The 22,121-nt window shown below is 36.7% G+C and carries 20 protein-coding genes and 3 tRNA genes; 17 read left to right on the forward strand and 6 right to left on the reverse strand.

Annotated elements, in window-relative coordinates; translation table 11 throughout:
• Positions 1-230: 230 nt before the first annotated feature.
• From ACWNCI_RS03060 to ACWNCI_RS03085, 6 genes are all read left to right on the forward strand, one after another.
• Positions 231-1,820, forward strand: coding sequence for a glycoside hydrolase family 10 protein (locus tag ACWNCI_RS03060; protein ID WP_449387149.1), 1,590 nt, complete (start codon positions 231-233; stop codon positions 1,818-1,820).
• 555 nt (positions 1,821-2,375) lie between these two features.
• Positions 2,376-2,927 (forward strand): ferritin, encoded by a 552-nt coding sequence (locus ACWNCI_RS03065; protein ID WP_346985601.1) that lies wholly within the window; start codon positions 2,376-2,378, stop codon positions 2,925-2,927.
• A gap of 162 nt (positions 2,928-3,089) precedes the next feature.
• Complete coding sequence (ychF, locus tag ACWNCI_RS03070; RefSeq protein WP_449387150.1) at positions 3,090-4,181, forward strand: redox-regulated ATPase YchF; 1,092 nt, start codon at positions 3,090-3,092, stop codon at positions 4,179-4,181.
• An 87-nt stretch (positions 4,182-4,268) separates the two neighbouring features.
• Positions 4,269-5,357, forward strand: a complete 1,089-nt coding sequence (locus tag ACWNCI_RS03075) for a hypothetical protein (protein ID WP_449387151.1) — start codon at positions 4,269-4,271, stop codon at positions 5,355-5,357.
• Positions 5,358-5,404: 47 nt separating this feature from the next.
• Complete coding sequence (locus ACWNCI_RS03080) at positions 5,405-6,352, forward strand: helix-turn-helix domain-containing protein (RefSeq protein ID WP_449387152.1); 948 nt, start codon at positions 5,405-5,407, stop codon at positions 6,350-6,352.
• Between the two features lie 87 nt (positions 6,353-6,439).
• Positions 6,440-7,204 (forward strand): SDR family NAD(P)-dependent oxidoreductase, encoded by a 765-nt coding sequence (locus tag ACWNCI_RS03085; RefSeq protein WP_449387153.1) that lies wholly within the window; start codon positions 6,440-6,442, stop codon positions 7,202-7,204.
• 107 nt (positions 7,205-7,311) lie between these two features.
• Here ACWNCI_RS03085 and ACWNCI_RS03090 read toward each other — a convergent pair whose 3' ends face one another.
• Complete coding sequence (locus ACWNCI_RS03090) at positions 7,312-8,460, reverse strand: methionine aminotransferase (protein ID WP_449387154.1); 1,149 nt, start codon at positions 8,458-8,460, stop codon at positions 7,312-7,314.
• 290 nt (positions 8,461-8,750) lie between these two features.
• On the opposite strand from ACWNCI_RS03090, the gene ACWNCI_RS03095 reads away from it, so the two are divergent.
• Genes ACWNCI_RS03095 through ACWNCI_RS03110 form a run of 4 tightly spaced genes read left to right on the forward strand, consistent with a single transcriptional unit; the run spans position 8,751 to position 14,402 of the window.
• The gene (locus ACWNCI_RS03095; RefSeq protein WP_449387155.1) at positions 8,751-10,640 is read left to right on the forward strand and encodes a DNA topoisomerase IV subunit B; all 1,890 of its coding nucleotides are present in this window, start codon (positions 8,751-8,753) and stop codon (positions 10,638-10,640) included.
• Between the two features lie 31 nt (positions 10,641-10,671).
• On the forward strand, positions 10,672-11,154 hold the full coding sequence (locus ACWNCI_RS03100) for a hypothetical protein (RefSeq protein WP_346985594.1): 483 nt from the start codon (positions 10,672-10,674) through the stop codon (positions 11,152-11,154).
• Complete coding sequence (locus ACWNCI_RS03105; protein ID WP_449387156.1) at positions 11,155-13,737, forward strand: DNA gyrase/topoisomerase IV subunit A; 2,583 nt, start codon at positions 11,155-11,157, stop codon at positions 13,735-13,737.
• An 11-nt stretch (positions 13,738-13,748) separates the two neighbouring features.
• Positions 13,749-14,402: a rhomboid family intramembrane serine protease gene (locus ACWNCI_RS03110; RefSeq protein WP_449387157.1), complete on the forward strand. Its 654-nt coding sequence runs from the start codon at positions 13,749-13,751 to the stop codon at positions 14,400-14,402.
• Between the two features lie 35 nt (positions 14,403-14,437).
• On the opposite strand, the gene prmC is transcribed toward ACWNCI_RS03110, so the two are convergent.
• The 3 genes from prmC to ACWNCI_RS03125 form a co-directional block, all read right to left on the reverse strand.
• Positions 14,438-15,289 carry a peptide chain release factor N(5)-glutamine methyltransferase gene (gene prmC / locus ACWNCI_RS03115; RefSeq protein ID WP_449387158.1) on the reverse strand — a complete coding sequence of 284 codons (852 nt, stop codon included), beginning with the start codon at positions 15,287-15,289 and terminating at the stop codon, positions 14,438-14,440.
• Positions 15,290-16,048 carry a peroxide stress protein YaaA gene (yaaA, locus tag ACWNCI_RS03120; RefSeq protein ID WP_449387159.1) on the reverse strand — a complete coding sequence of 253 codons (759 nt, stop codon included), beginning with the start codon at positions 16,046-16,048 and terminating at the stop codon, positions 15,290-15,292. It lies immediately after the preceding gene.
• A 75-nt stretch (positions 16,049-16,123) separates the two neighbouring features.
• Complete coding sequence (locus tag ACWNCI_RS03125; protein WP_346985590.1) at positions 16,124-16,735, reverse strand: L-threonylcarbamoyladenylate synthase; 612 nt, start codon at positions 16,733-16,735, stop codon at positions 16,124-16,126.
• 100 nt (positions 16,736-16,835) lie between these two features.
• Between ACWNCI_RS03125 and ACWNCI_RS03130 the strand changes: the two genes are divergently transcribed.
• The 4 genes from ACWNCI_RS03130 (at position 16,836) to ACWNCI_RS03145 (ending at position 17,659) form a co-directional block, all read left to right on the forward strand.
• Positions 16,836-16,908, forward strand: a tRNA-Met gene (locus ACWNCI_RS03130).
• 38 nt (positions 16,909-16,946) lie between these two features.
• Positions 16,947-17,019, forward strand: a tRNA-Met gene (locus ACWNCI_RS03135).
• A 38-nt stretch (positions 17,020-17,057) separates the two neighbouring features.
• Positions 17,058-17,130 (forward strand) — tRNA-Met (locus tag ACWNCI_RS03140).
• Between the two features lie 118 nt (positions 17,131-17,248).
• Complete coding sequence (locus ACWNCI_RS03145) at positions 17,249-17,659, forward strand: hypothetical protein (RefSeq protein WP_449387160.1); 411 nt, start codon at positions 17,249-17,251, stop codon at positions 17,657-17,659.
• A gap of 27 nt (positions 17,660-17,686) precedes the next feature.
• Here the strand turns inward: ACWNCI_RS03145 and ACWNCI_RS03150 are convergent, their stop codons facing one another.
• Both ACWNCI_RS03150 and ACWNCI_RS03155 read right to left on the reverse strand, forming a co-directional pair.
• Positions 17,687-17,893 carry a DUF2945 domain-containing protein gene (locus ACWNCI_RS03150; RefSeq protein ID WP_449387161.1) on the reverse strand — a complete coding sequence of 69 codons (207 nt, stop codon included), beginning with the start codon at positions 17,891-17,893 and terminating at the stop codon, positions 17,687-17,689.
• 95 nt (positions 17,894-17,988) lie between these two features.
• Positions 17,989-18,570, reverse strand: coding sequence for a hypothetical protein (locus ACWNCI_RS03155; protein ID WP_449387162.1), 582 nt, complete (start codon positions 18,568-18,570; stop codon positions 17,989-17,991).
• Between the two features lie 332 nt (positions 18,571-18,902).
• Here ACWNCI_RS03155 and ACWNCI_RS03160 point away from each other — a divergent pair, with 332 nt between their 5' ends.
• The 3 genes from ACWNCI_RS03160 to ACWNCI_RS03170 all read left to right on the forward strand — a co-directional run bounded on the left by ACWNCI_RS03160 (position 18,903) and on the right by ACWNCI_RS03170 (position 22,114).
• Complete coding sequence (locus tag ACWNCI_RS03160; protein ID WP_042720646.1) at positions 18,903-19,268, forward strand: BlaI/MecI/CopY family transcriptional regulator; 366 nt, start codon at positions 18,903-18,905, stop codon at positions 19,266-19,268.
• A gap of 6 nt (positions 19,269-19,274) precedes the next feature.
• Positions 19,275-21,134, forward strand: a complete 1,860-nt coding sequence (locus ACWNCI_RS03165; protein WP_449387163.1) for a M56 family metallopeptidase — start codon at positions 19,275-19,277, stop codon at positions 21,132-21,134.
• Between the two features lie 74 nt (positions 21,135-21,208).
• Positions 21,209-22,114 carry a GLPGLI family protein gene (locus ACWNCI_RS03170; RefSeq protein WP_449387164.1) on the forward strand — a complete coding sequence of 302 codons (906 nt, stop codon included), beginning with the start codon at positions 21,209-21,211 and terminating at the stop codon, positions 22,112-22,114.
• The last annotated feature ends 7 nt before the right edge of the window (positions 22,115-22,121 follow it).

A 22,121-nucleotide genomic window follows, 5' to 3' on the forward strand; every position in this document is an offset into this window, starting at 1 on the left:
CGGGACTTTTTTAGTTTAATTTTTCCAACAGAAGCTAATTTTATAAATAATTAGAACATAAACATCTGAGAGATCCGTGTAATCCGTGGGAAAATTAAAAAATAGTTAGTATTCAAAAAAATCTCTACCCTTTACGTTAAACAATAATAATTTAAATCCATATCTGTGAAATAATTCATTTTATTATTGTAATTTAAATCAACAAAATAAATTAATGTAGTTTTGCAGATATGAGAATAAATTACTTAAAACTAATCATATTATTTGGGGCTTTTACATCATTTGTCGCCTGTTCAACTCAAAATAATGCGGTAAAAGCTTCAACACCAACCAAAAATACTAAAAATAATACAACACCATCACCTGGTCCAAAACCTGTCACTATGATTCCGCCTGAAGAAACTTTCAGAACAGTTCTTCCCGAGATCAAAAGAGAATTCCGGGCGGCATGGATTGCCAGTGTTGCCAATATCAACTGGCCTTCAAGAAACAACCTATCCGTAGACCAACAAAAAGCCGAAGCCATCAGTATGCTGGATATGCTGAAAGATAATAATTTCAATGCGGTCATCTTTCAGGTAAGACCTTCTGCAGATGCTTTATATACAAGTACTTTGGAGCCGTGGTCTTATTTCCTGACAGGGCAGACGGGGACTGCTCCCTATCCCAATTATGATCCGTTACAGTTCTGGATCGAAGAATCCCACAAAAGAGGACTGGAACTCCACGTATGGCTGAATCCTTACCGTGCCCATCATTCCAACGGAGGTTCGCCGAACAGCCTGTCGATGGTGAATAAGCTTTCGGATATTGTGGTAAGGTTAAAAAACGGGATGTACTGGTTTGATCCTGCCAGCCCGAAAACACAGGGACACGTCTCTAACGTTGTAAAGGATATTGTAAAGCGCTATGATATTGATGCAGTACATTTTGATGATTATTTTTATCCGTATGCTACCTACAATAAAGGCGCTGATTTCCCCGATAATGCCACTTGGAGTGAATATGTAAGAAACGGAGGAACACTTTCCAGAGCCGACTGGCGAAGAGATAATGTGAATAAATTTGTGGAAAGAATCTATAAAGAAATCCACGCAGAGAAAAATTATGTACGTTTTGGTATCAGTCCGTTTGGAATCTGGAAACCTGGTTACCCGCAAGGAATTGTAGGATCTTCACAGTATGATGAACTGTACGCCGATGCTAAGTTATGGTTAAATAAAGGCTGGGTAGATTATTTTTCGCCTCAGCTATACTGGCCTGTGGAATCTAAAGGACAACCTTTTGAAGCGCTTTTAAGATGGTGGAAGTCTGAAAATACCTTAAACCGTCATTTGTGGCCGGGATTAAATACGGTTGAAATAAGAGCGTCAGACCGTCCGGCAGAAATCCGGAATCAGATTGAAATTTCGAGACAGCTATTAGGAAATAATGCAGGAGAAGTACATTGGAGCATTGCCGGACTGACGAAAAATGCAGCCATGCTTCCGACACTAAAAAACGGACCTTATAAAGAAAAAGCTTTAATACCAAAATCACCTTGGTTAAAGGCTGTTCCCCTGCAGACTCCAACCCTGTTTATGAATGATAACGGAAGTTTCGTAAAGACAAGCTGGAGTACAAAAAATATTGGAGATGTCTTCCAATGGGTGCTTTTCACTCAATATAATGGGGTCTGGGAAACTGAAATTCTGACACTGGATCAGCTTTCAAAAGAAATTCCGAAATCTAAAGACGGAAAAACCCTGAATGCCGTTGCCATCAAAGCCATCGACAGATTAGGAAATGAAAGTGATTATATGGCAAAAAAAGTGAAGTAATCAATACTGGCTATCTCCTAAGTCAAAACAATTTGATTTTTGTTAATGGCTCAATGGCTGCGCCTGGCTTCAATTTCTAAGGAACGAAGAATCTCATGAAAATTAATTCTTGAGATTCTTCATTTTAGTTCATTGCAATCCATTCTCAATAGAATACAATGCAATCATCCGTGGCTATCTGAGAAATCTGTGGGAGAGAAAAAAGGATTCTTTTCTTTAAGATTTATAGCTAATGAATGAAAGACTGCCGCCCTAGCCCCGATTGCAGTGAAAATCCTTTTTTGCGATGAAAGTCCCTCTCCTCGGGAGAGGGATTTAGGGTGAGGAAAAAAGATTGCAACGGAAAGCGGGAAAAAGCTTCCGAAAAATTGAAAAATATTTCTGATTAAAACTACCGTTCAATGAGGGCAGAAGTTTAGAATAACTATAAATTATATTTGTAAAACAAAGTATTTCAGAGTGTTATAAATGCCATGAATGCAATAATTGCTGATCAAATCTTCTCGGAATCATTTTTGCATCTTATTCAACCATAATCACTAAAAAATATGAATTATGAATACTAAAAGACTTTCCGAAGCTATGGAAAAAGCGCTTAGTGATCAAATGAACAAAGAGATCCATGCGGCACATGTTTTCTTATCTTACGGAATCTGGGCAGATGATAAAGGATATCAGGGAATTGCCAACTTTTTGTACCGACACGCTCAGGAAGAAAGAAACCATTCTATTAAATTTATGGAATATGTCCTGAACAGAGGAGGGAAACCAAAGGTGGAAGCCATACCGGCCCCGCCGGCCGATCCTGAATCTTTGACTGCGTGTTTTGAAGGAGTATTTAAACATGAAGTGGATAATACGACCGCGATTTACAGACTAGTAGATATGGCATTACAAGAAAAAGACTGGGCAACTTGGAATTTCATGCAATGGTTCGTTCAGGAACAGATTGAGGAAGAAACATTGGCCATGAATCTGATGGACAAACTGAAAATTGCCGGAGGTGACAGAGCAACTGACGAGTCGTTATTTACTTTAGATAAAACATTGGAAAAAGCACCTAACGATGTTCCGTTGGCGCAGGAAGCCACGGGAGACAATCCTTAAAAGCCAAATTTTTGAATTAAATTATTGAAATCTGCCACACTTGATGGCAGATTTTTTTATTATGAAACTCTCTTTAAAATCACTATCTTTGCACGCTGAAAGTTCAGGGTTTTGAATACATCAGACTTTGAACAATAAACATTAAACTTTGAATCTAACGTTATGAAATGTGGAATCGTAGGCTTACCGAATGTAGGTAAATCAACTCTTTTTAACTGCCTGAGCAACGCAAAAGCACAGTCGGCCAACTATCCTTTCTGTACCATCGAACCCAATCTGGGAACAGTTTCCGTACCGGACCAAAGATTGTTTGAACTGGAAAAAATAGTAAAACCGGAGAGAGTTTTGCCGGCGGTTGTAGAGATTGTTGACATTGCAGGTCTTGTAAAAGGAGCAAGCAAGGGTGAAGGCCTGGGAAACCAGTTTTTAGCCAATATTCGTGAGTGTGAAGCTATTATTCATGTTTTAAGATGTTTTGAAAATGGAAATATCATTCACGTTGAAGGTTCTGTAGATCCGTTAAGAGATAAAGAAATTATTGATATTGAACTTCAGTTAAAAGATCTGGAAACTGTAGGAAAAGCAGTGGAAAAAGCGAAGAAATTCATTAAATCAGGAAAAAAAGAAGATGTTTTAACGTATGAAACGCTTCAGAATCTTCAGAAATTTTTGGAAGACGGTAAGAATGCAAGAGAATTTGCCACAGATGATACAACGAAATCTATTATCAGTGATGTTCAGCTGTTGACCAATAAGCCGGTACTTTATGTGTGTAATGTTGATGAAAACTCCATTAAAAACGGAAATGGATGGATTGCTAAAATAGAGGAAATGGCTAAAAATGAAGGTGCTGAAGTCGTTGTTTTAGCCGCTCAGATTGAAGCTGATATCAATGAGCTTGAAACTTTTGAAGAAAGAGAAATTTTCCTTGAAGAGCTTGGGCTTACTGAACCCGGAGTAAACCGTCTGATCAGAAAAGCGTATGACCTTTTGAAACTTCAGACGTATTTTACGGCTGGTGTAAAAGAAGTAAGAGCATGGACGATCGGGCAGGGATGGACAGCGCCGCAGGCTGCAGGTGTTATTCACACTGACTTTGAAAAAGGATTTATCCGTGCTGAGGTAATTAAATATGACGATTACATCCATTACGGATCTGAAGTAAAAGTAAAAGAAGCAGGAAAACTTTCTGTAGAAGGTAAAGAATATGTAGTGAAAGATGGTGACATCATGCACTTCAGATTCAACGTATAAAGAAATATTAAAGTTAGTTATAATAGAAAAACGCTCCCGATTGATTTTGGGAGCGTTTTTTGCATTCATGTCCGAAACTTTTTAATCATGAAAATTTTATATTTCCTTACATTTATATCGCTTATTTCCTGTTCAGAAAATACAGAAAACAGATGTTTTGCCAATATTGGGTCTGAGATTTTCCGGGCATATACCGAAGAAAAGCCATTTACCGTACAGCAAATCCTGGATAATAAGCCTGATTATCTTGAAATTATAAATCTTAAAAAATATAGGACCTTTAAAAACGATAGTATTGAGTCAATACATCGATATGATTCCGATGAGATCTTAGAGAAAAGATGGGAAGCACATCAGGAGGAGTATAAGGTTTTTAAAGAGAAATTTTCAGATCAATTTTCTATTTCACATAAACAGCAGGTTGGAAACAGGCTTTATGCGTTGGGAACTAACGATCTCGGTTTCTGGTTACTTACCATTGAGAATGATAAGCCTTCTGCCTATTTCTTAGGCCTGAGTTTTAATCATTATTATGTTAATAATATTCAGCAAAAACCAATCATTAACGGTAATTTTATTGAATTGGAAGGCAGTCTCGTAAAAATTGTGAAGGTTCCCGGATTGCCCGGGTATGATGATTATTCAGCGATAAGTGATGGTAAATTGTTTAAAATCAATCTGAAAGATCTGACAAAAGATTCTGATCACGACGGCTACAATGACATCTTTGAAAAAAGTTTTGGTCTCAACCCAGAATGTAAGGATACTGATGGAGACGGGATCACCGATTTTGATGATCTTAATCCCATGTTTAAATCTTCGAAAAATAAGTTTACAGAACTTTATGAATTATTGCTGCCCCAATATGCAGACACAGAAGGTAGTTTGAAGAAACAGCATTATACGTTCATGGTTTTTGAAAATGATTGTGATTATTTCCATGAGGTCAGTCCCGATTATAGGATATTATTTATTCCGGAAAGTGATAAAAAGAAAACATATTATGTAAAAATGACAGATGTTACAAGAGAAAGTATTTCTAAAATGAAGAAAGATAAAAAAGATCCGGATAAATTTTATATCTCAAAATCAGGCAGCAGTTATGAGCGTGATTATTCCGCCGAATACAAAAACGGTAAATGGTCGCTGGAAACAATCGGAGGGATTGACGTTTAATTTTAATATATAATATTTCGTACATTTGAATTATACAAATTGTAAGCATGGAAAAAACAGCACATACCTCCTATGCATCCCTGGATGATTTTTACCGGGAAATGACCTCCAAATTAGGAACGGATATTGAAAGTATATTTCCAAAAGGTCTTCACAAAGAAATCGGACACTTCAATGTTTTTGATATTGCTCAAACCATAGAAAAGGTAAAACTGACTTCCGAAATGCCTTACAACAGAAGGAAATATTATAAAATAAGCCTGATCAGAGGAAGAAACAGGGCGGAATATGCAGATAAAATTATTCAGATAAAAAACAATGCATTGTTGTTTGCTACTCCTAAAGTTCCTTATCATTGGATCCCGGAAGATTCTAATCAGTCGGGAAGCTTTTGTGTATTCACTGAAGATTTTTTAATTAAGGATAAATCATATAATACTCTTGAAGACCTCCCGATCTTTCAGCCAGGAAATATTCCTCTGTTTGAGATTGATGATGAACTTGCGGATGAAATAGAGCAGCTCTTCCGAAAGATCAAAAAAGAAATCGATTCAGACTATATTTTTAAATATGATCTCATCCGGAATTATGTTCTGGAGCTCATCCACTACGGTCAAAAGCTGCAGCCGGCATCGAAACTTTCGACCTCAAATGATGCTTCTTTACGAGTGGTTTCGTTATTTATCGAATTGTTGGAACGTCAGTTCCCGATCGAATCTTACGATCAGAGACTGCAGCTGAAAACAGCAAAGGACTATGCCGACCGGTTGGCGGTTCATGTGAATTATTTAAACAAGAAATTAAAGGAAAGTACCGGGAAAACAACCACTGAGATTATCGCTGAAAGAATTGTTCAGGAGGCGAAAATACTGCTCAAGCAGACCAAATGGAATGTTTCTGAAATATCTTATGCCTTAGGATTTGAAGAGATCGCTCATTTTTCTAATTTTTTCAAAAAAAAGACATCCTTGGCTCCGCTGGAATTTCGGTCATGATTTGAATTTTGCAAATTTCAGTTTGATTAAAGCAAACAATTGCGTTCTGAAATAGCTGAACTTTGTTTCATCAAAAAAATTAAAATAATGGAAGCAAGAACAAAAATTGCATTAATTACAGGCGGAAGCCGTGGTTTGGGAAGAAATTCAGCAGTGAAAATTGCACAGAAAGGCCTTGACGTGATCATCACCTACAACAGCAACAAGGAAGAAGCTGATAAAGTAGTAAGTGAAATTCAGGCACTAGGCAGAAAAGCAATTGCCTATCAGCTTAATACAAAAGACACGAAAAGTTTTGATGCTTTTGTAAAAACGGTGGGAGATCATCTTGAAGAGAATACAGGAAGCAGAAATATTGATTATCTCATCAATAATGCAGGAACCGCTTTATATGCACCAATTCCTGACGTAACGGAAGAGCAGCTGGATGATGTGGTGGATATTCATTTTAAAGGGGTGTTTTTCCTGACTCAGAAGTTTTTACCCTTCATCAATGACAATGGCGGAATCATCAATATTTCTTCAGGATTGGCAAGATTTGCATTACCGGGATCTTCAGTGTACGGATCGATCAAAGCAGGAGTTGAGATGTTGACCAAGTATATGGCGAAAGAATTGGGTTCAAGAAAAATCAGGGTTAATGTTGTGGCTCCCGGAGCAATCGAAACGGATTTCGGCGGCGGAAGAACCAGAGACGATGAGCATATCAATGCGATGGTTGCCAATAATACGGCATTAGGAAGAGCCGGTCTTCCGGATGATATTGGAGGAGTGGTTGCTTTCCTTTGTACAGAAGATGCCGGCTGGATCAACGGACAAAGAATTGAAGCATCAGGCGGAATGTTTTTATAATAAATGACTTCAAACCAGTGATTTCGAGAGCCTCAATCACCGGTTTGAAATGATAAAAATCACTGATATTGTAAAAGGTGGCTGAGGCTCTCGAAGCCACCTCTTACTTATATTTTAGACAAATTTTCTAAAGCTTTTTCCAAAGTTTCCTTTTTCTTTGCAAAACACAGTCGGATTACATTTTCATTGAGCTTATTTTTATAGAAAGAAGAAAAAGGAACACTTGCGACTTTATGAGAAATGGTAAGTTCACGCGCAAAATCAAAATCGTTTTTGTCCGATATCTTATCGTATTTTAATGCCTGAAAATAAGTGCCCTCACAATCCAGCAATTCAAAAGAAGTATTTAGCAGCCCCTGTCTTAAAAAATCTCTCTTTTCCTGGAAAAACGAGTTTAGATCATTGTAGTGATCAGGGTTTTTCATGTATTCTGCCAGCGCAAGCTGCATTGGTGTATTAACGGAAAAAACATTGAACTGATGAATTTTTCTGAATTCATTTGTTAAATGTTCAGGAGCAGCGCAATAGCCCACCTTCCAGCCGGTCACATGAAACAATTTCCCGAAGGATGCTACCATGATGCTTCTTTCTTTTAATTCGGGGTATTTGCAGACACTTAAATGCTCTTTTCCGTCAAAAACAATATTTTCATATACTTCGTCGCTCAAAATCAGGATGGAAGTTCCTTTGACAATCTTAATCAGCTCCTGAATGTCATTTTCCTTTAAAATCTTTCCGGCAGGATTATTCGGATTGTTAAGAATGATCATTTTGGTTTTGTCTGAAACTAAATTCTTTACCGTATTCCAGTCGATTTCATAGTGGGGAGCTTTCATTTCAAAACGCTTTACGATTCCGCCAAAGAGCTCTACGGTCGGCTCGTAGCAATCGTAAGCAGGTTCAAAAATAATCACTTCATCGTCTTTTCTTATAAAACTTGCAATCGTTGTGAAAATAGCCTGTGTACCACCTGCAGTTACTGTTATTTCAGAATCCGGATGATATATTGCGCGATGTGAATTTTCTATTTTTGTGGCGATTTGTTCCTTTAAGGGGATCATTCCGGCCATCGGAGCGTATTGGTTAAATCCTTTTTTAATGAAATGATCAACATGATCCAGCAATTCAGAATCCGGCATGAAATCAGGGAATCCCTGCGAAAGGTTGATCGCTTCATTTTCATTGGCCAGCTGCGTCATCTGGCTGAAAATGGTTGTTCCCACATTGGAAAGCTTCGACAAAGGAAGTTGTATCATAAAGGTATTTTTGGAATATCGAATTTAAATTAAATTTTTTAAATTAAATTCAAGAGCGAGACAAAAGATCAGCATAAATCTATTATCAAAGCTAAAAACTATATGAGATTAATATTAAAGTCGATGAAGGTAGATTTTCCGGATTAAAGTGATTAAATACTTGCCATATTCAATACCCGATTTTTTGATAAGAATTCATGAATTTAAATTAAATTTTAGCGAAAAATAATGTAAAAATTCCGGTTATTTTTTTTCAAATTCGTATTTTTGTATGTTTGCTGAAATAACATATGTCACAAGAAATAAATCCAATCTATTCCGAAGATAATATCAGAACCCTTGATTGGCAGGAACACATCCGTTTGCGGCCCGGAATGTACATCGGGAAGCTGGGAGACGGATCTTCTGCTGATGACGGAATCTATATTTTACTGAAAGAAATTCTGGACAACTCCATTGATGAGTTCAGAATGAAATCCGGTAAAAGAATTGAAATAAAACTAGATGACGGCAAAGTTACGATCCGTGATTTTGGCCGTGGTATCCCGCTTGGAAAAGTGGTGGATGCTGTTTCGAAAATGAATACCGGTGGGAAGTACGACAGTAAGGCGTTTAAAAAATCCGTAGGTCTGAACGGGGTTGGTACGAAGGCTGTTAATGCGCTTTCAGAGTATTTCCGTGTACGTTCGTTTCGTGACGGAAGGATGAAAATTGCAGAATTTTCCAGAGGTATCATTACAGAAAACTATGATGAAAAGGAAACTTCAGACAGAAACGGAACCGAAATTTCTTTTATTCCGGATGGCGATATATTTCTCAATTTTAAATTCAGAAAAGAGTATATCGAAAGAATGCTCCGCAATTATGCATATCTGAATCCCGGGCTGAAAATCTTTTTTAACGGTGAAACTTTCTTTTCCGAAAACGGATTAAAGGATTTACTTGATGAAGAGCTTGAAAATGAAACCTTATATCCCATTGTTCATTTAAAGGATAACGACATCGAAGTCGCGATAACGCATACGGATAAATCTCAGACTGAAACGTATTTTTCTTTCGTTAACGGACAAAATACCACACAGGGTGGAACCCACTTAAATGCCTTTCGTGAAGCGTATGTAAAAACAATTCGTGAATTTTTTAATAAAAGTTTTGATGCATCAGACGTAAGAAAATCGATTGTTGCAGCAATTTCCATTAATGTAGAAGAACCTGTTTTCGAATCTCAGACGAAGACCAAATTGGGTTCAAATGATATGGGACCAAACGGACCGACGGTAAGAACTTTTATCATTGATTTCTTAAAAAGTAAATTAGATAATTTCCTTCACAAAAATCCTGAAGTTGCTGAAGCCATTCAGAGAAAGATTTTAATTTCGGAAAGAGAAAGAAAAGAGCTTTCCGGAATCCAGAAGCTGGCAAGAGAAAGAGCTAAAAAAGTTTCTCTTCACAACAAAAAGCTGCGTGACTGCAGGCAGCATTACAACGATCAGAAAAACGAAAGAAAAGGAGAAACGCAGATATTTATTACAGAGGGAGATTCTGCATCCGGATCTATCACGAAGTCGAGGGATGTGGAAACGCAGGCTGTATTTTCATTAAAAGGTAAGCCTTTGAACTGCTACGGATTAACAAAGAAAGTAGTGTATGAAAATGAAGAGTTTAACCTCCTTCAGGCTGCCCTGAATATCGAAGAAAGTCTTGAAGATCTCAGATATAATCAGGTGATTATCGCGACAGATGCCGATGTTGACGGAATGCACATCCGCCTGTTGATGATTACGTTCTTCTTACAGTTTTTCCCGGATCTGATCAAGAACGGGCATCTTTATATTCTTCAGACTCCTTTGTTTAGGGTAAGAAATAAAAAAGAAACCAGATACTGCTATTCGGAAGCTGAAAGAATAAAAGCTCTGAATGAACTGGGAAAAAATCCTGAGATTACCCGATTTAAAGGGTTGGGAGAGATCTCGCCTGATGAATTTAAACATTTCATTGGTAAGGATATCCGCCTGGAGCCCGTGGTGGTGGGGAAAGATCAGACCATTGATCAGTTGCTGGAGTTTTATATGGGCAAAAACACTCCGGACCGCCAGGTATTTATTCTTGAAAATCTTGTAGTAGAAGATCCTGATATCAATAAAAAAGAAGTTTTGAGTGAGGTTGAAGATGAAAATTAATTAAATTAAAAAAACACAATAAAAAAAAATTATGAGACTTAGCAACCGTAATAAAACTTCGGTTTACGGGTTTATCAATACCTTGCTTATCTTTTTTCTGATAGCAGGTTTTGGAGCCTATTTTTTAGAGAAATACAGATTCAATGTTTTAGGAAAAGAAAGCTTTCTGTTGATTGCAGTACCTGTTTTTTTGATACTGCTGTTTTATTTTAACGGAAGGCAGATTTTTGAATACGACAGCGATGGGGAAGCCCTTCATTTCAGAAACAGGAATATTATTCCGTTTTTGCAGAAACCGCTGAGTGATGAATTTCCAAAATACAAACTGCTGAAATTTGAGATCATTAATATGGTTTTTATGAAAAGACTGTATATAAAGATCTCCAGCAAAAATAATGGTACCACGATGCTGAAATATGAAATTTCCTACCTTACAAGAAAAGAACTCAAAGATTTGAGATTTTCCTTACATAAAGTGATTAAAACTAATAAAGAGAAAAGCGTTAATATATAAATGATAACAGAAGAACACCCGCATGAAGGTGAGAGCTTAAAGAAAGTTTCCGGGCTTTACAAAGACTGGTTCCTGGATTATGCTTCTTATGTAATTTTAGACCGGGCGATTCCGTCGGTTTACGATGGCTTCAAACCCGTTCAGCGAAGAATCATGCACTCTATGCGAGAGCTGGAGGACGGACGTTACAATAAAGTAGCCAACATTGTAGGGAATACGATGAAATATCACCCGCACGGTGATGCTTCCATTACCGACGCCATGGTGGGAATCGGGCAGAGAGAGCTGCTGATAGACACTCAGGGAAACTGGGGGAATATCTATACCGGCGACTCTGCAGCGGCCGCCAGATATATCGAGGCACGTCTGACTCCCTTTGCACTCGAAGTAGTTTTTAATCCGAAAACAACAGAATGGGCAAAATCGTATGACGGAAGAAATAACGAACCAATCGATCTTCCTGTTAAATTTCCTTTACTGCTTGCTCAGGGAGTGGAAGGAATCGGAGTCGGGCTTTCTACAAAGATTCTGCCACATAATTTTAATGAACTTATTAATGCTTCTGTTGCTTATCTTAAAGGGAAAAGGTTTGAACTATTCCCTGATTTTCTAACGGCGGGATTTCTCGACGTATCCGAATATAATGACGGACATAGAGGGGGAAAAGTAAGAGCCAGAGCAAAAATTTCTCCACTGGATAAGCATACGCTGATTATCACAGAGCTGCCTTATTCGAAGACGACAAGTGATCTTATTGATTCGATCCTGAAAGCGAACGAAAAAGGAAAGATCAAGATTAAAAAAATTGAAGACAATACATCGGATAAGGTTGAAATTCTTATTCATCTTCATAATGATGTTTCTCCGGACAAAACTATTGATGCTTTGTATGCATTTACCGATTGCCAGGTAACCATTTCGCCGAATGCATGTGTAATCGTTGGTGACAAGCCAATGTTCATGAATGTTTCTGATATTCTAAGGATGAATACCGATCATACGGTGTCACTGCTTAAGAAGGAACTGGAAATTGAACTTCATGAGCTGCAGGAAAGCTGGCATTTTTCTTCATTGGAAAGAATTTTTATTGAAAACAGAATTTACCACGACATTGAAGAGGTAAAAACCTGGGGAGATGTTCTGAAAACGATTGATAAAGGCTTAAAACCTCATACCGGCCATCTTTTAAGAGCTGTAACGGAAGAGGATATTTTAAAATTGACAGAGATCAGAATCAAGAGGATTTCAAGATTTGATTTAGATAAATTTAAAGAAAATATCGCCGCATTAGAAGGCAAAATCGAACAGGTAAAGCATCATCTTGCGAATCTTGTTCAATATGCGATTGATTATTATCTGAATATTCAGAAAAAATACGGAAAAGACCGACAGAGAAAGACGGAACTAAGAATTTTCGATACGATTGATGCTACAAAAGTTGCTGTGGCGAATGAGAAATTCTATGCCAACTTCGAGGAAGGCTTTATCGGAACTTCTCTCAGAAAAGATCAGTATTTATTCGATTGTTCGGATATTGATGATATTATCACCTTCAGAAAAGACGGAAGCATGAAGGTTGTAAAGGTAGAAGCCAAAACTTTTATCGGAAAAGACATTCTTCACGTTGCCATATGGAAGAAAAATGATAAAAGAACGGTTTATAATATGATTTATCGGGAAGGTAGAGACGGACCTTATTACATGAAACGCTTCTCAGTGACTGGTGTTACAAGAAATACCGATTATCCATTGGCTTCTGACAAAAAAGGTTCTGAAGTGCTTTATTTCTCTGCAAATCCTAACGGTGAAGCGGAAACGGTAAGTGTTCTTTTAAAACCGAATCCAAGAATTAGAAAGAATAAAATGGATGTTGATTTCTCTGAATTGGCCATCAAAGGCCGGGATTCCAAAGGAAATCTGGTGACAAAATATTCTGTAAAGAAAGTAGATTTGAAGGAAGAAGGTGTTTCTACGCTTGCGCCAAGAAAAATCTGGTTCGATGATACGGTACGAAGACTGAATGCTGATGCGCGCGGAACGTTGCTGGGGAATTTTAAAGGAGATGATAAGATATTAACCATCAACACAAACGGTGAAGCAAAGCTCGTTTCTTTTGATCTTGGAAACAGATTTGATGACGAGTATCTTGTGCTGGAAAAATGGCGGCCGAATCAGCCGGTAACCTGTATTTATTACGATGGCGAAAAGGATATTTATTTCATTAAAAGATTCTTGTTCGAAAATACTCCGAATCTGCAGACATTCATGCCTTCGGAACATCCGAAATCATTTATTGAAAATGTCATTGTTGCCAACGGAGCTTCTGCCGAGATTATCTTTGCTAAAGATAAAGGGAAAGAACGTGATCCGGAAACCGTTAATATTGATGAATTTATCACGGTAAAAGGTATTAAAGCCATCGGAAATCAGTTTACAAAATTTAAGGTAAAAACGATTAATATTACCGTCCCTGAACCTGAAGAAGAACCTGAAGTGTATGAAGAACCGGAAACATCTGTCGGAATGGATGAAGATGGCATGATTGGTGATTTGTTTCTGAATGATAACGATTCCGACAATTAAAGATTGAAAATATGAACATTTTAATATTGGTAATAGCCATTACTGCAGTCATAAGTTTTGTAGCACCGAATGGCAGCAGTAATTTTGAAAAATATAAATTCAATGTCGGAGCGATTCGCAACAGAAACGAATATATTCGTCTGCTCTCTGCAGGATTTCTGCACGCGGATATTTTCCATTTGGTGTTCAATATGCTGACGCTCTATTTTTTTGGCCCTGTAGTTATTCAGGGTTTTGGAAATCTTGGCTTTATCCTGATATATTTCGGATCGATCTTATTAGGAAATATATTTTCACTTTTCGTATATCAGAGACAGCCGTGGTATTCTGCAATTGGAGCGAGCGGCGGTGTTTCAGGGATTTTATTTGCTTCTATTGCGATGATCCCGCATTTGGAAATTTATATGTTCTTTATTCCGATAGGAATCCCGGGATTCATATTCGGACTGGTATATTTCAGCTATTCCGTTTATATGATGCTGAATCCCAACCACAATGATAACATAGGACATGCAGCGCATTTAGGAGGTGCGTTTTTCGGGTTGGTGTACGCCGTTGCCATTCAGCCACAGGCAGCGATGACCAATTCTCTTTATCTTGGAATTATGGCGCTTCCGCTGATTTATCTGGCGTATGAAATTTTTGTAAGGAAAAGGATAGGATAAAAATATTTTTGAAAACCAGTGGTAGCTCACTGGTTTTATTTTATCCCAAAAACGAAACGATCATTTCCTGATAAATCCTTTAATAAATAGGTTTCAGAGAAATCTTTAATATATAATTCTAAAGTTTCAGGACCTAATTTCTGATTAATCTCCAGAAACAATAGTCCATTGTCTGATAAATGCTTTTTAGCATCTTCCGCTATTTTCCTGTAAAAGATTAAAGCATCTGAAGTAGGAGAGAAGAGCGCCATTGTCGGTTCAAAGCCTTTTACGGAATTTTCAATTTCATCTTGTTCATCAATTCCAATATAAGGCGGGTTTGAGATAATAATATCAAACTTTTCTTTTAAATCAAAATTAAGATAATCAGCATGAATGAAATTGATCGTAAGTTTGTGGAAATCTGCATTCTTTTTCGCGACTTCCAGTGCTTTTTCAGAATAATCAATCGAGGAAATTTCAGTATCCGGAAAATGTTTTTTTAATACTAAAGGTATAATTCCGCTTCCCGTTCCGATATCAAGGATTGTAAGCTTGTCAATCGTGAGTGCCGAATTTTGAATTTTATTTATCGCTAATTCCAGTAATTCCTCCGTTTCCGGACGAGGTATTAATACATTTTCATTGACGAAAAAAGACATTCCATAAAAATCTGTTTCGCCGAGAATATGTTGATAAGGCTTGTTAGTTTTAAGTTGTAAAATAACATCTACGAGTTTTTGTTCATCATTCATCAGCAATTCCTGATTTGAGAACTGTCGCTGATGAAACGAATTAAATCCTGTAATTTTTTCAACGAAAACTGAAGCTAAAAAAGTACTTTCCGAATCGGTATATAATTCGCAAAGCTCTGTTTTAAAATATTTTTTAAATTCTGAAATTGTCATTTATCTTGTAAAAACCAGTTTTGTATCCGTAGATTTTTCCTCATCAATTCTGTAGCCTTCATAATTGAATGCTTTTACATCATTCAGAGTCTGTGCGTTCGTTTCTGCGCAAAACCTCACTACAAGACCCCTCGCGTGCTTTGTATAGACAACAATAGTTTTTGGTTTTCCATCTTTTAATTCATAAAAATCAAAGTCAATGATCTTATGATTGATTTTTTTTCGGTCGACTACTTTAAAATATTCGTTGCTTGCGAGATTAAGAAGAATTTCATTCTTTTTCAGTTCGAAATTCAGCTGGTCCGTAATCTTTTCTTTCCAGAATTCATAAAGATTTTTATAATGCTCAAACTCGAACGGCCGACCCATTTCCAAGCGGTAAAGCATCACTTTATCCGAAGGTCTCAATAGACCATACAATCCGGAAAGTATTCTGTGGTTCTTCTGCAGATAATCCACGGCATTTTTGTCAAGTGCCTTTGCATCAATACCTCTGTAGACTTCACCGGTAAATGCGAACAATGCCGGAGCAGATTCTTTTGCGGAAGGTTTTGCTTTCCATTTCTGATTTCTTTCCCAGTTTTCATCTGCTAATTTGGTGGAAATTTCCATCAGCCCAGAAAGATATTTCGGAGATTTTTCTTTTAAATAAGATTGTATAAAAGCTGCTTCCTCAATGAACTTCGGAACTGTCGTTTTCAGAAGATCCGTAGAATTTTCCGTATTCATTAATTTAGCAGGCGAGGTAAGTATTTTCATAATGTTAAAATACAGATAAGTAAATATCAGTAAATAGTTTATCGAATGTTTAAACTTATAATTAGGTAAATATTCTTAAATTATTCCTTTTCCCTGGCGGATCACTTCTGGTTCTCCCGAAGTAAGATCGACAATAGTGGAAGCGACATTGTCTCCGTAACCTGAATCAATAACGATATCTACAAGATGGTCGTATTTTTCTGCGATCAGTTCAGGATCTGTGGAGTATTCAATGATTTCGTCATCATCTTTTATGGAGGTCGAAGCGATAGGATGTCCCAGCTTTTCAACAATAAGTTGCGGGATCGGATGATCCGGAACACGGATACCTATGGTTTTGTGCCCTTTATAAGCGAGCGGTAAGCTTTTATTAGCATCCAGAATAAATGTGAACGGCCCCGGAAGATGGCTTTTAAGAAACCTGAAAACAGAAGTGTCAATAGGTCTGGTGAAATCCGAGAGATGGCTTAGATCATTGCAAATAATGGAGAATTGGGCTTTTTCAAGTTTTATCTTTTTAAACTGTGCGAGCTTTTCCATTGCTTTGATGTCAAAAATATTGCAGCCCAAAGCATACACTGTATCAGATGGGTAAATAATTAATCCACCATTATTTAAAGTTTTAATGACCTCATTAATAAGATTTTCCTGAGGGTTTTCCGGATATATTTTTAATATTTTTGCCATATCCAAAGATACAAATATTAAAATAGTTTTCGTAAAATCCCTTTATTTAAAAGAAAAATTAGGAATTTAAAAATATTGTCGTATATTTGCAATCCAATATCGCGGGATGGAGCAGTAGGTAGCTCGTCGGGCTCATAACCCGAAGGTCATCGGTTCGAGTCCGGTTCCCGCTACTAAGAAAACGTTTGTCGGTAACGTTTTAAAAATATACCGCGGGATGGAGCAGTAGGTAGCTCGTCGGGCTCATAACCCGAAGGTCATCGGTTCGAGTCCGGTTCCCGCTACTAAGATAACGCTTTCGGTAAGCGTTCTAAAAATATACCGCGGGATGGAGCAGTAGGTAGCTCGTCGGGCTCATAACCCGAAGGTCATCGGTTCGAGTCCGGTTCCCGCTACTACAGAGAGTATTGTCTAAGGGCAATACTCTTTTTTATTTTCAGATGTGGTATCAATTGTATTTTCTATGGCTTAATTTGTGCAGATAAATTAATAACACTTTTAAATTACAATATTATGTACAAAAAAATCCTGGCAGGTATGGGCGGCGCTGTTGCACTTAGTCTCCTGCATGAAGTTATCAGAAAGAATTTTGACAATGTTCCCGAGATTAATAAAGTGGGAGAAGAAGCCTTAAACAAAGCACTGGATAAGGTCGATGCGAAAGTCACCAATCATGATCAGCTGTATGCTGCAACATTGGCGGGCGATGTTATTGGAAACGGAATGTATTATGCTGCTACGGCAACAACGGGCTTTAATGTTGCATCCGGGCTTTTAATGGGGCTTGGAGCGGTTGTGCTTCCCGAAAAACTGGGACTTGATGACAAGCCGGTCGCCGAGAATAACCAAAAGAAAATAATGACGGTTGCCTATTATCTTTTTGGAGCAGTCGTTACTAAGCTTATTTATGATAAAATAAAGTAGATTAATTGCCGCAGAATTCTGTGGCAATTACATTTTCTTTAAGGCAGATGCTTTGTGTACTGCAGATTTTCCTGTCTTTTCGCTCATGACCTCATATTGCGGATTTTCTTCTGAAGCTCTTCTCTGCCTATTCATGAATACAAAATCTTTAGTATGCACTTTGGTAATAATCCCGTGAGTTTCACCATTGCTGAATCTCCATTTTACCATATCTCCTTTTTTTAAAGAATTCATTTTTATAATTTAAATAAGATAATGGTAATAATTATTATGCCAATAAAAATCCCGCCTGAAAAAGCGGGATTGGTATGTTTTTAATAAAGGATAGATTATTGTGCCAACTGATTGAAAGGCTTAAGCGCGTTATCGTCAGCCATTGTCTGTCCTAAAAAGTCTTTTTTCTGCATTCCTTTCATTCTTTTTGCAGCATCATTTCCGTTGAAGTAAGATTCATTCAGTTTTGTTGTAATTTCAGATGGGTTGAAATCGAATTTTGTATCACCTTCCACACCAAGGTATCCATTTTTTCTGGTAAGGTTTGTGATATAATTGTTGTAGTTAATAAGAGTACCTCTGAACATTGAATTGTGATATTCCATACATTTTTTTGCTTTTTTGGAAGAATTGTTCAGGATGCAGTTATTCATATTTCCTCTGTAAAGACGCCATTCAAGTTCTACTTTTGCGTATTCTTTCGATAGAGCAGTGGTTCCGTTGGTCAGAATATTAGGATCATTTTCTTTTTCGCTGATCTCCTTTAAATGCTTAATAGCCAATGGAACGGTATTTTCAATCTTGGTTTTAGCTTCACCTATTGCACTGAAATCTGCTGCAGGAGAGCCTTTTTTCTGAGCGGTAGTTACATTAAAAATCAGTAATAATAGTACAATTAACAAGTTATATCTTTTCATGAGAAATTTTTAAAGCACTAAAATAAATATATTTTCTGAGTTAAGACAAATTCATTTTAATTTTATTTAATAAAATTTAACAAGTTTTAAGAATTTCAGCGGGAATCATTCTTTTTTCTGAATATTATTACGGCAATAATTTCACAATAATAAAAATTTAACAAATTTTAATAAAATTTATTCCACTGAATTTCAGCTTGTTATATAAAAACATTCTTTATCACTAAAAAAATAGTTGTTTGGATGGATTTTATTTCTACATTTGTATAACTAATTTCTTAGTGATATTGAATTGTGAATGAATATCACGATTAATGATAAAATGAAAGTGTATGAAAATTCAGACGTTAACGAAAGCAGAGGAGCAGGTAATGCAGTACTTATGGAAACTGGAAAAAGGATTTCTGAAAGATGTTCTTGATCTTTTTCCTGAACCGAAACCTCATACCAATACGGTTTCAACCATTCTGAAGGTCTTGAAGGAAAAGGAATTTGTAGATTACAACGTGTATGGAAGACAGCATGAATATTTTCCGTTAGTTTCCAAGGAGCAGTATTCCGGGAAAACCATGAAAAGCCTGGTGAAAAATTATTTCAAAGGCTCTTATAAAAGTGCAGTTTCATTTCTGGTAGAAAAAAATGAAATGACGGTAGAAGATCTGGAAATCCTTTTGGACGAACTTAAAAAGAAAAACTAATAACCCATGGAAACTGTACTTCTATATTTCGGGAAAGTTATTTTATGTTCTGGTGTAATGTTTTTGTACTATAAATTGTCTTTAAAAGACAAGACATTTCATCATTACAATAGATTTTACCTTTTGTCTGCGATGCTGATATCGTTGCTGCTTCCTTTGATAAAGGTTGAAGATTTTACCATTGAGGTAAGCAATGATATTTATAAATTAATAGATACGGTACAGAATTTTAATAATAAAAACTCAACCAATGATTACACTTATTTTAGAATTATTTTTTCAGCTCTGGGACTGGTTTCTTTCTATTGTTTAGGAAGATTTATCTATGGGATTTTCAGAATCCAGCAGCTTAAAAAGCAGTTCCGGAAGGAAAGCTTTGATGGAATTAATTTCTACAGCACCAACCTCACCGAAGCGCCATTTTCTTACTTTAAAAATCTTTTCTGGAAGAGTTCCATTACATTAAATTCGGAGGTCGGAAAGCAGATTTTAAAGCATGAAATGGTACATATTGAGCAGAAACATTCATTCGATAAAATTTTTATTGAGATCATTACGTCTGTTTTCTGGTTCAATCCTTTTTTTCATATCATTAAAAAAGAAATCAGTTTAATTCACGAGTATCTGGCTGATAAAAAAGCCGTTAAAAAATCGGACACGAAAGCATTTGCGCAGATGCTTTTAGCAAGCCACTTTTCCGGAAACCAGTTGCCTGCTACCAGTCCGTTTCTAAGTTCCAATTTAAAAAAACGATTAAAAATGTTACAAAAACCTAAAACTAAATTCGGGTATGCGCGTAGAATTTTTGCATTACCGGTAGTATTTTCAGTAGCTTTTGCTTATTTGGTGAATGCTAAAAATCAGGAAATTAAAGCCACCAATATGGAGATTGAGAAAGCCGTTTCTCAAATCAAAAAAGAAGAAAAAACTGTCATTAAAAAAGATACTATTACTCCACAATCGAAAGATAATAACGTAATAAGTCCTAAAGTTTACAACAGAGCTCTTGATGATAAAAAGATTGCTGATCTCAGCAAAAAAATAAACGAAAAAACTGAAGCGTTAAAGATACTTAAACCTGAAAGTAAAGAATACAATAAAAATCTTGAAGAAATCGGAAAGCTGTCCGGTGAAATCGGAAAAATTGCAAGCTCAAAAGATTTTCTCAATTCAGCAATGGTCATACATATGGATGGCAAAGATGTGAAAATTGATGAGTATTTCGACTCAAAAGAATGGAAAGATAAAGTGAGGGATATTCAGAATATAAAGTTTGATATGCCTGAAATGCCAGAAATGCCAGAGATGCCTGAAATGAACTTTGATTCTCCCGATGCTCCGCCACCTCCACCAAATGCTCCAAATGTAAAAGTTTACACCTTTAGAGATGTAAAAGACATGAAATTTTCTCCTGATATGGAAAATACTTTCAGATTATCAGCAACAAATGCAAAGGAATCTGCTGCAACAGCTAAGAAAAGAGCTAAGCTTGATAAAGAAAGAGCAAAACTAGACGAAAAAAGAGCAAAGCTTGATGGAGAAAGAGCAAAACTGGAAGTAGAAAGAAGAGCACTGGAAGGTAACAGAAGAGCTTATGTTTATAGCAATACATTCAAAAGTTTTCCTGATATTAATAACTTAAAAGTAAAGACTGATAATGTCAGGATCAACGCCAATGGTCAGTCTGTTATTGTATCCGGGATTAAAAATGCAAGCGACGCTGATACGGTATTTTATATCGATGGAAAAGCTTCTTCAAAAAATCAGGCGCAGGGATTAGATCCGCGATATATCAAAAGTATAAACGTGAATAAAAAAACGGTAGACGGAAAAACCACAGGAGAAGTAAGAATTGAAACAAAATAATAAAGTTAAAGAAAGCTCTGTTGCATGATTTTAAAAATATGGGCAGAGCTGTTTTTAGAAATAAGCAATAAACTATGAAAAATATTATCCTACTTTTTCTATTCTTCACTACTGGGGCGAATGCACAAATCAACCGCTTCTTTTACGAATATAAATTCATTCCCGACTCCAATAATAAAGAGGATATTAGAAAAGAAATGATGCTGCTCGACATTGATAAAAACGGATCAAACTATTACAGCCGTGACAAATTTGTAGCCGATTCCACATCAATGGCCGAAGTGCAAAAACAGATCAAAAGCGGATCAGGAAACATCAATATTAGCAAGAGAAACAGTTCAGGGCAGGTGGATTATAAAGTGACAAAATCATATCCTGATTTTAAGACCTTTCTTTTCACGCGTGTTTCCATGGATCAGTATAAAGTGAAAGAAGACAGGAAGCCTGAATGGAAAATTCTTCCAGAAAAACAAAAGGTAGGAGAGTACAATGCACAGAAGGCAACTACAAATTATGGAGGAAGAGAATGGATTGCATGGTTCAGTACGGATATTCCTTTTCAGGACGGACCTTATAAATTCTACGGACTTCCCGGTCTTATCGTAAAACTTGAAGACACTACAGGATCTCACATTATGACGCTTGTAGGAAATAAAAAAATGGAATCTACGGTGGCAGCAGATGAAATGGATATGCCAGGGAACGTAAGAATTATGGGAATTGGAGGAAAGGAAATAGAAGTTTCCAGAGAACAGTACAGAAAACTATGGAAAGATTATGTCAATGATCCTTCCAAAAATATGAGAGAAATGATGATGAGAAACGGAGGAAGTGATAATACAAGAGTAAGTTTTAAGGTAAGAACACAGGACGGTAAAGAAATCTCAGATCCGAATCAGGTATTCAGGGAAATGGAAAAAAGAACTAAGGAATCTTTAGCAAAAAATAACAATCCTATCGAACCGGATTTGGTAAAATAAATGCGGT

Source organism: Chryseobacterium lineare, assembly GCF_977014045.1.

Excerpts from the sequence above, each read along its gene's own strand:
- ACWNCI_RS03060 (WP_449387149.1), top strand. The coding sequence starts at position 231 with ATGAGAATAAATTACTTAAAACTAATCATATTATTTGGGGCTTTTACA.
- ACWNCI_RS03065 (WP_346985601.1), top strand. The coding sequence starts at position 2,376 with ATGAATACTAAAAGACTTTCCGAAGCTATGGAAAAAGCGCTTAGTGAT.
- ychF (WP_449387150.1), top strand. The coding sequence starts at position 3,090 with ATGAAATGTGGAATCGTAGGCTTACCGAATGTAGGTAAATCAACTCTT.
- ACWNCI_RS03075 (WP_449387151.1), top strand. The coding sequence starts at position 4,269 with ATGAAAATTTTATATTTCCTTACATTTATATCGCTTATTTCCTGTTCA.
- ACWNCI_RS03080 (WP_449387152.1), top strand. The coding sequence starts at position 5,405 with ATGGAAAAAACAGCACATACCTCCTATGCATCCCTGGATGATTTTTAC.
- ACWNCI_RS03085 (WP_449387153.1), top strand. The coding sequence starts at position 6,440 with ATGGAAGCAAGAACAAAAATTGCATTAATTACAGGCGGAAGCCGTGGT.
- ACWNCI_RS03090 (WP_449387154.1), bottom strand. The coding sequence starts at position 8,460 with ATGATACAACTTCCTTTGTCGAAGCTTTCCAATGTGGGAACAACCATT.
- ACWNCI_RS03095 (WP_449387155.1), top strand. The coding sequence starts at position 8,751 with ATGTCACAAGAAATAAATCCAATCTATTCCGAAGATAATATCAGAACC.
- ACWNCI_RS03100 (WP_346985594.1), top strand. The coding sequence starts at position 10,672 with ATGAGACTTAGCAACCGTAATAAAACTTCGGTTTACGGGTTTATCAAT.
- ACWNCI_RS03105 (WP_449387156.1), top strand. The coding sequence starts at position 11,155 with ATGATAACAGAAGAACACCCGCATGAAGGTGAGAGCTTAAAGAAAGTT.
- ACWNCI_RS03110 (WP_449387157.1), top strand. The coding sequence starts at position 13,749 with ATGAACATTTTAATATTGGTAATAGCCATTACTGCAGTCATAAGTTTT.
- prmC (WP_449387158.1), bottom strand. The coding sequence starts at position 15,289 with ATGACAATTTCAGAATTTAAAAAATATTTTAAAACAGAGCTTTGCGAA.
- yaaA (WP_449387159.1), bottom strand. The coding sequence starts at position 16,048 with ATGAAAATACTTACCTCGCCTGCTAAATTAATGAATACGGAAAATTCT.
- ACWNCI_RS03125 (WP_346985590.1), bottom strand. The coding sequence starts at position 16,735 with ATGGCAAAAATATTAAAAATATATCCGGAAAACCCTCAGGAAAATCTT.
- ACWNCI_RS03145 (WP_449387160.1), top strand. The coding sequence starts at position 17,249 with ATGTACAAAAAAATCCTGGCAGGTATGGGCGGCGCTGTTGCACTTAGT.
- ACWNCI_RS03150 (WP_449387161.1), bottom strand. The coding sequence starts at position 17,893 with ATGAATTCTTTAAAAAAAGGAGATATGGTAAAATGGAGATTCAGCAAT.
- ACWNCI_RS03155 (WP_449387162.1), bottom strand. The coding sequence starts at position 18,570 with ATGAAAAGATATAACTTGTTAATTGTACTATTATTACTGATTTTTAAT.
- ACWNCI_RS03160 (WP_042720646.1), top strand. The coding sequence starts at position 18,903 with ATGAAAATTCAGACGTTAACGAAAGCAGAGGAGCAGGTAATGCAGTAC.
- ACWNCI_RS03165 (WP_449387163.1), top strand. The coding sequence starts at position 19,275 with ATGGAAACTGTACTTCTATATTTCGGGAAAGTTATTTTATGTTCTGGT.
- ACWNCI_RS03170 (WP_449387164.1), top strand. The coding sequence starts at position 21,209 with ATGAAAAATATTATCCTACTTTTTCTATTCTTCACTACTGGGGCGAAT.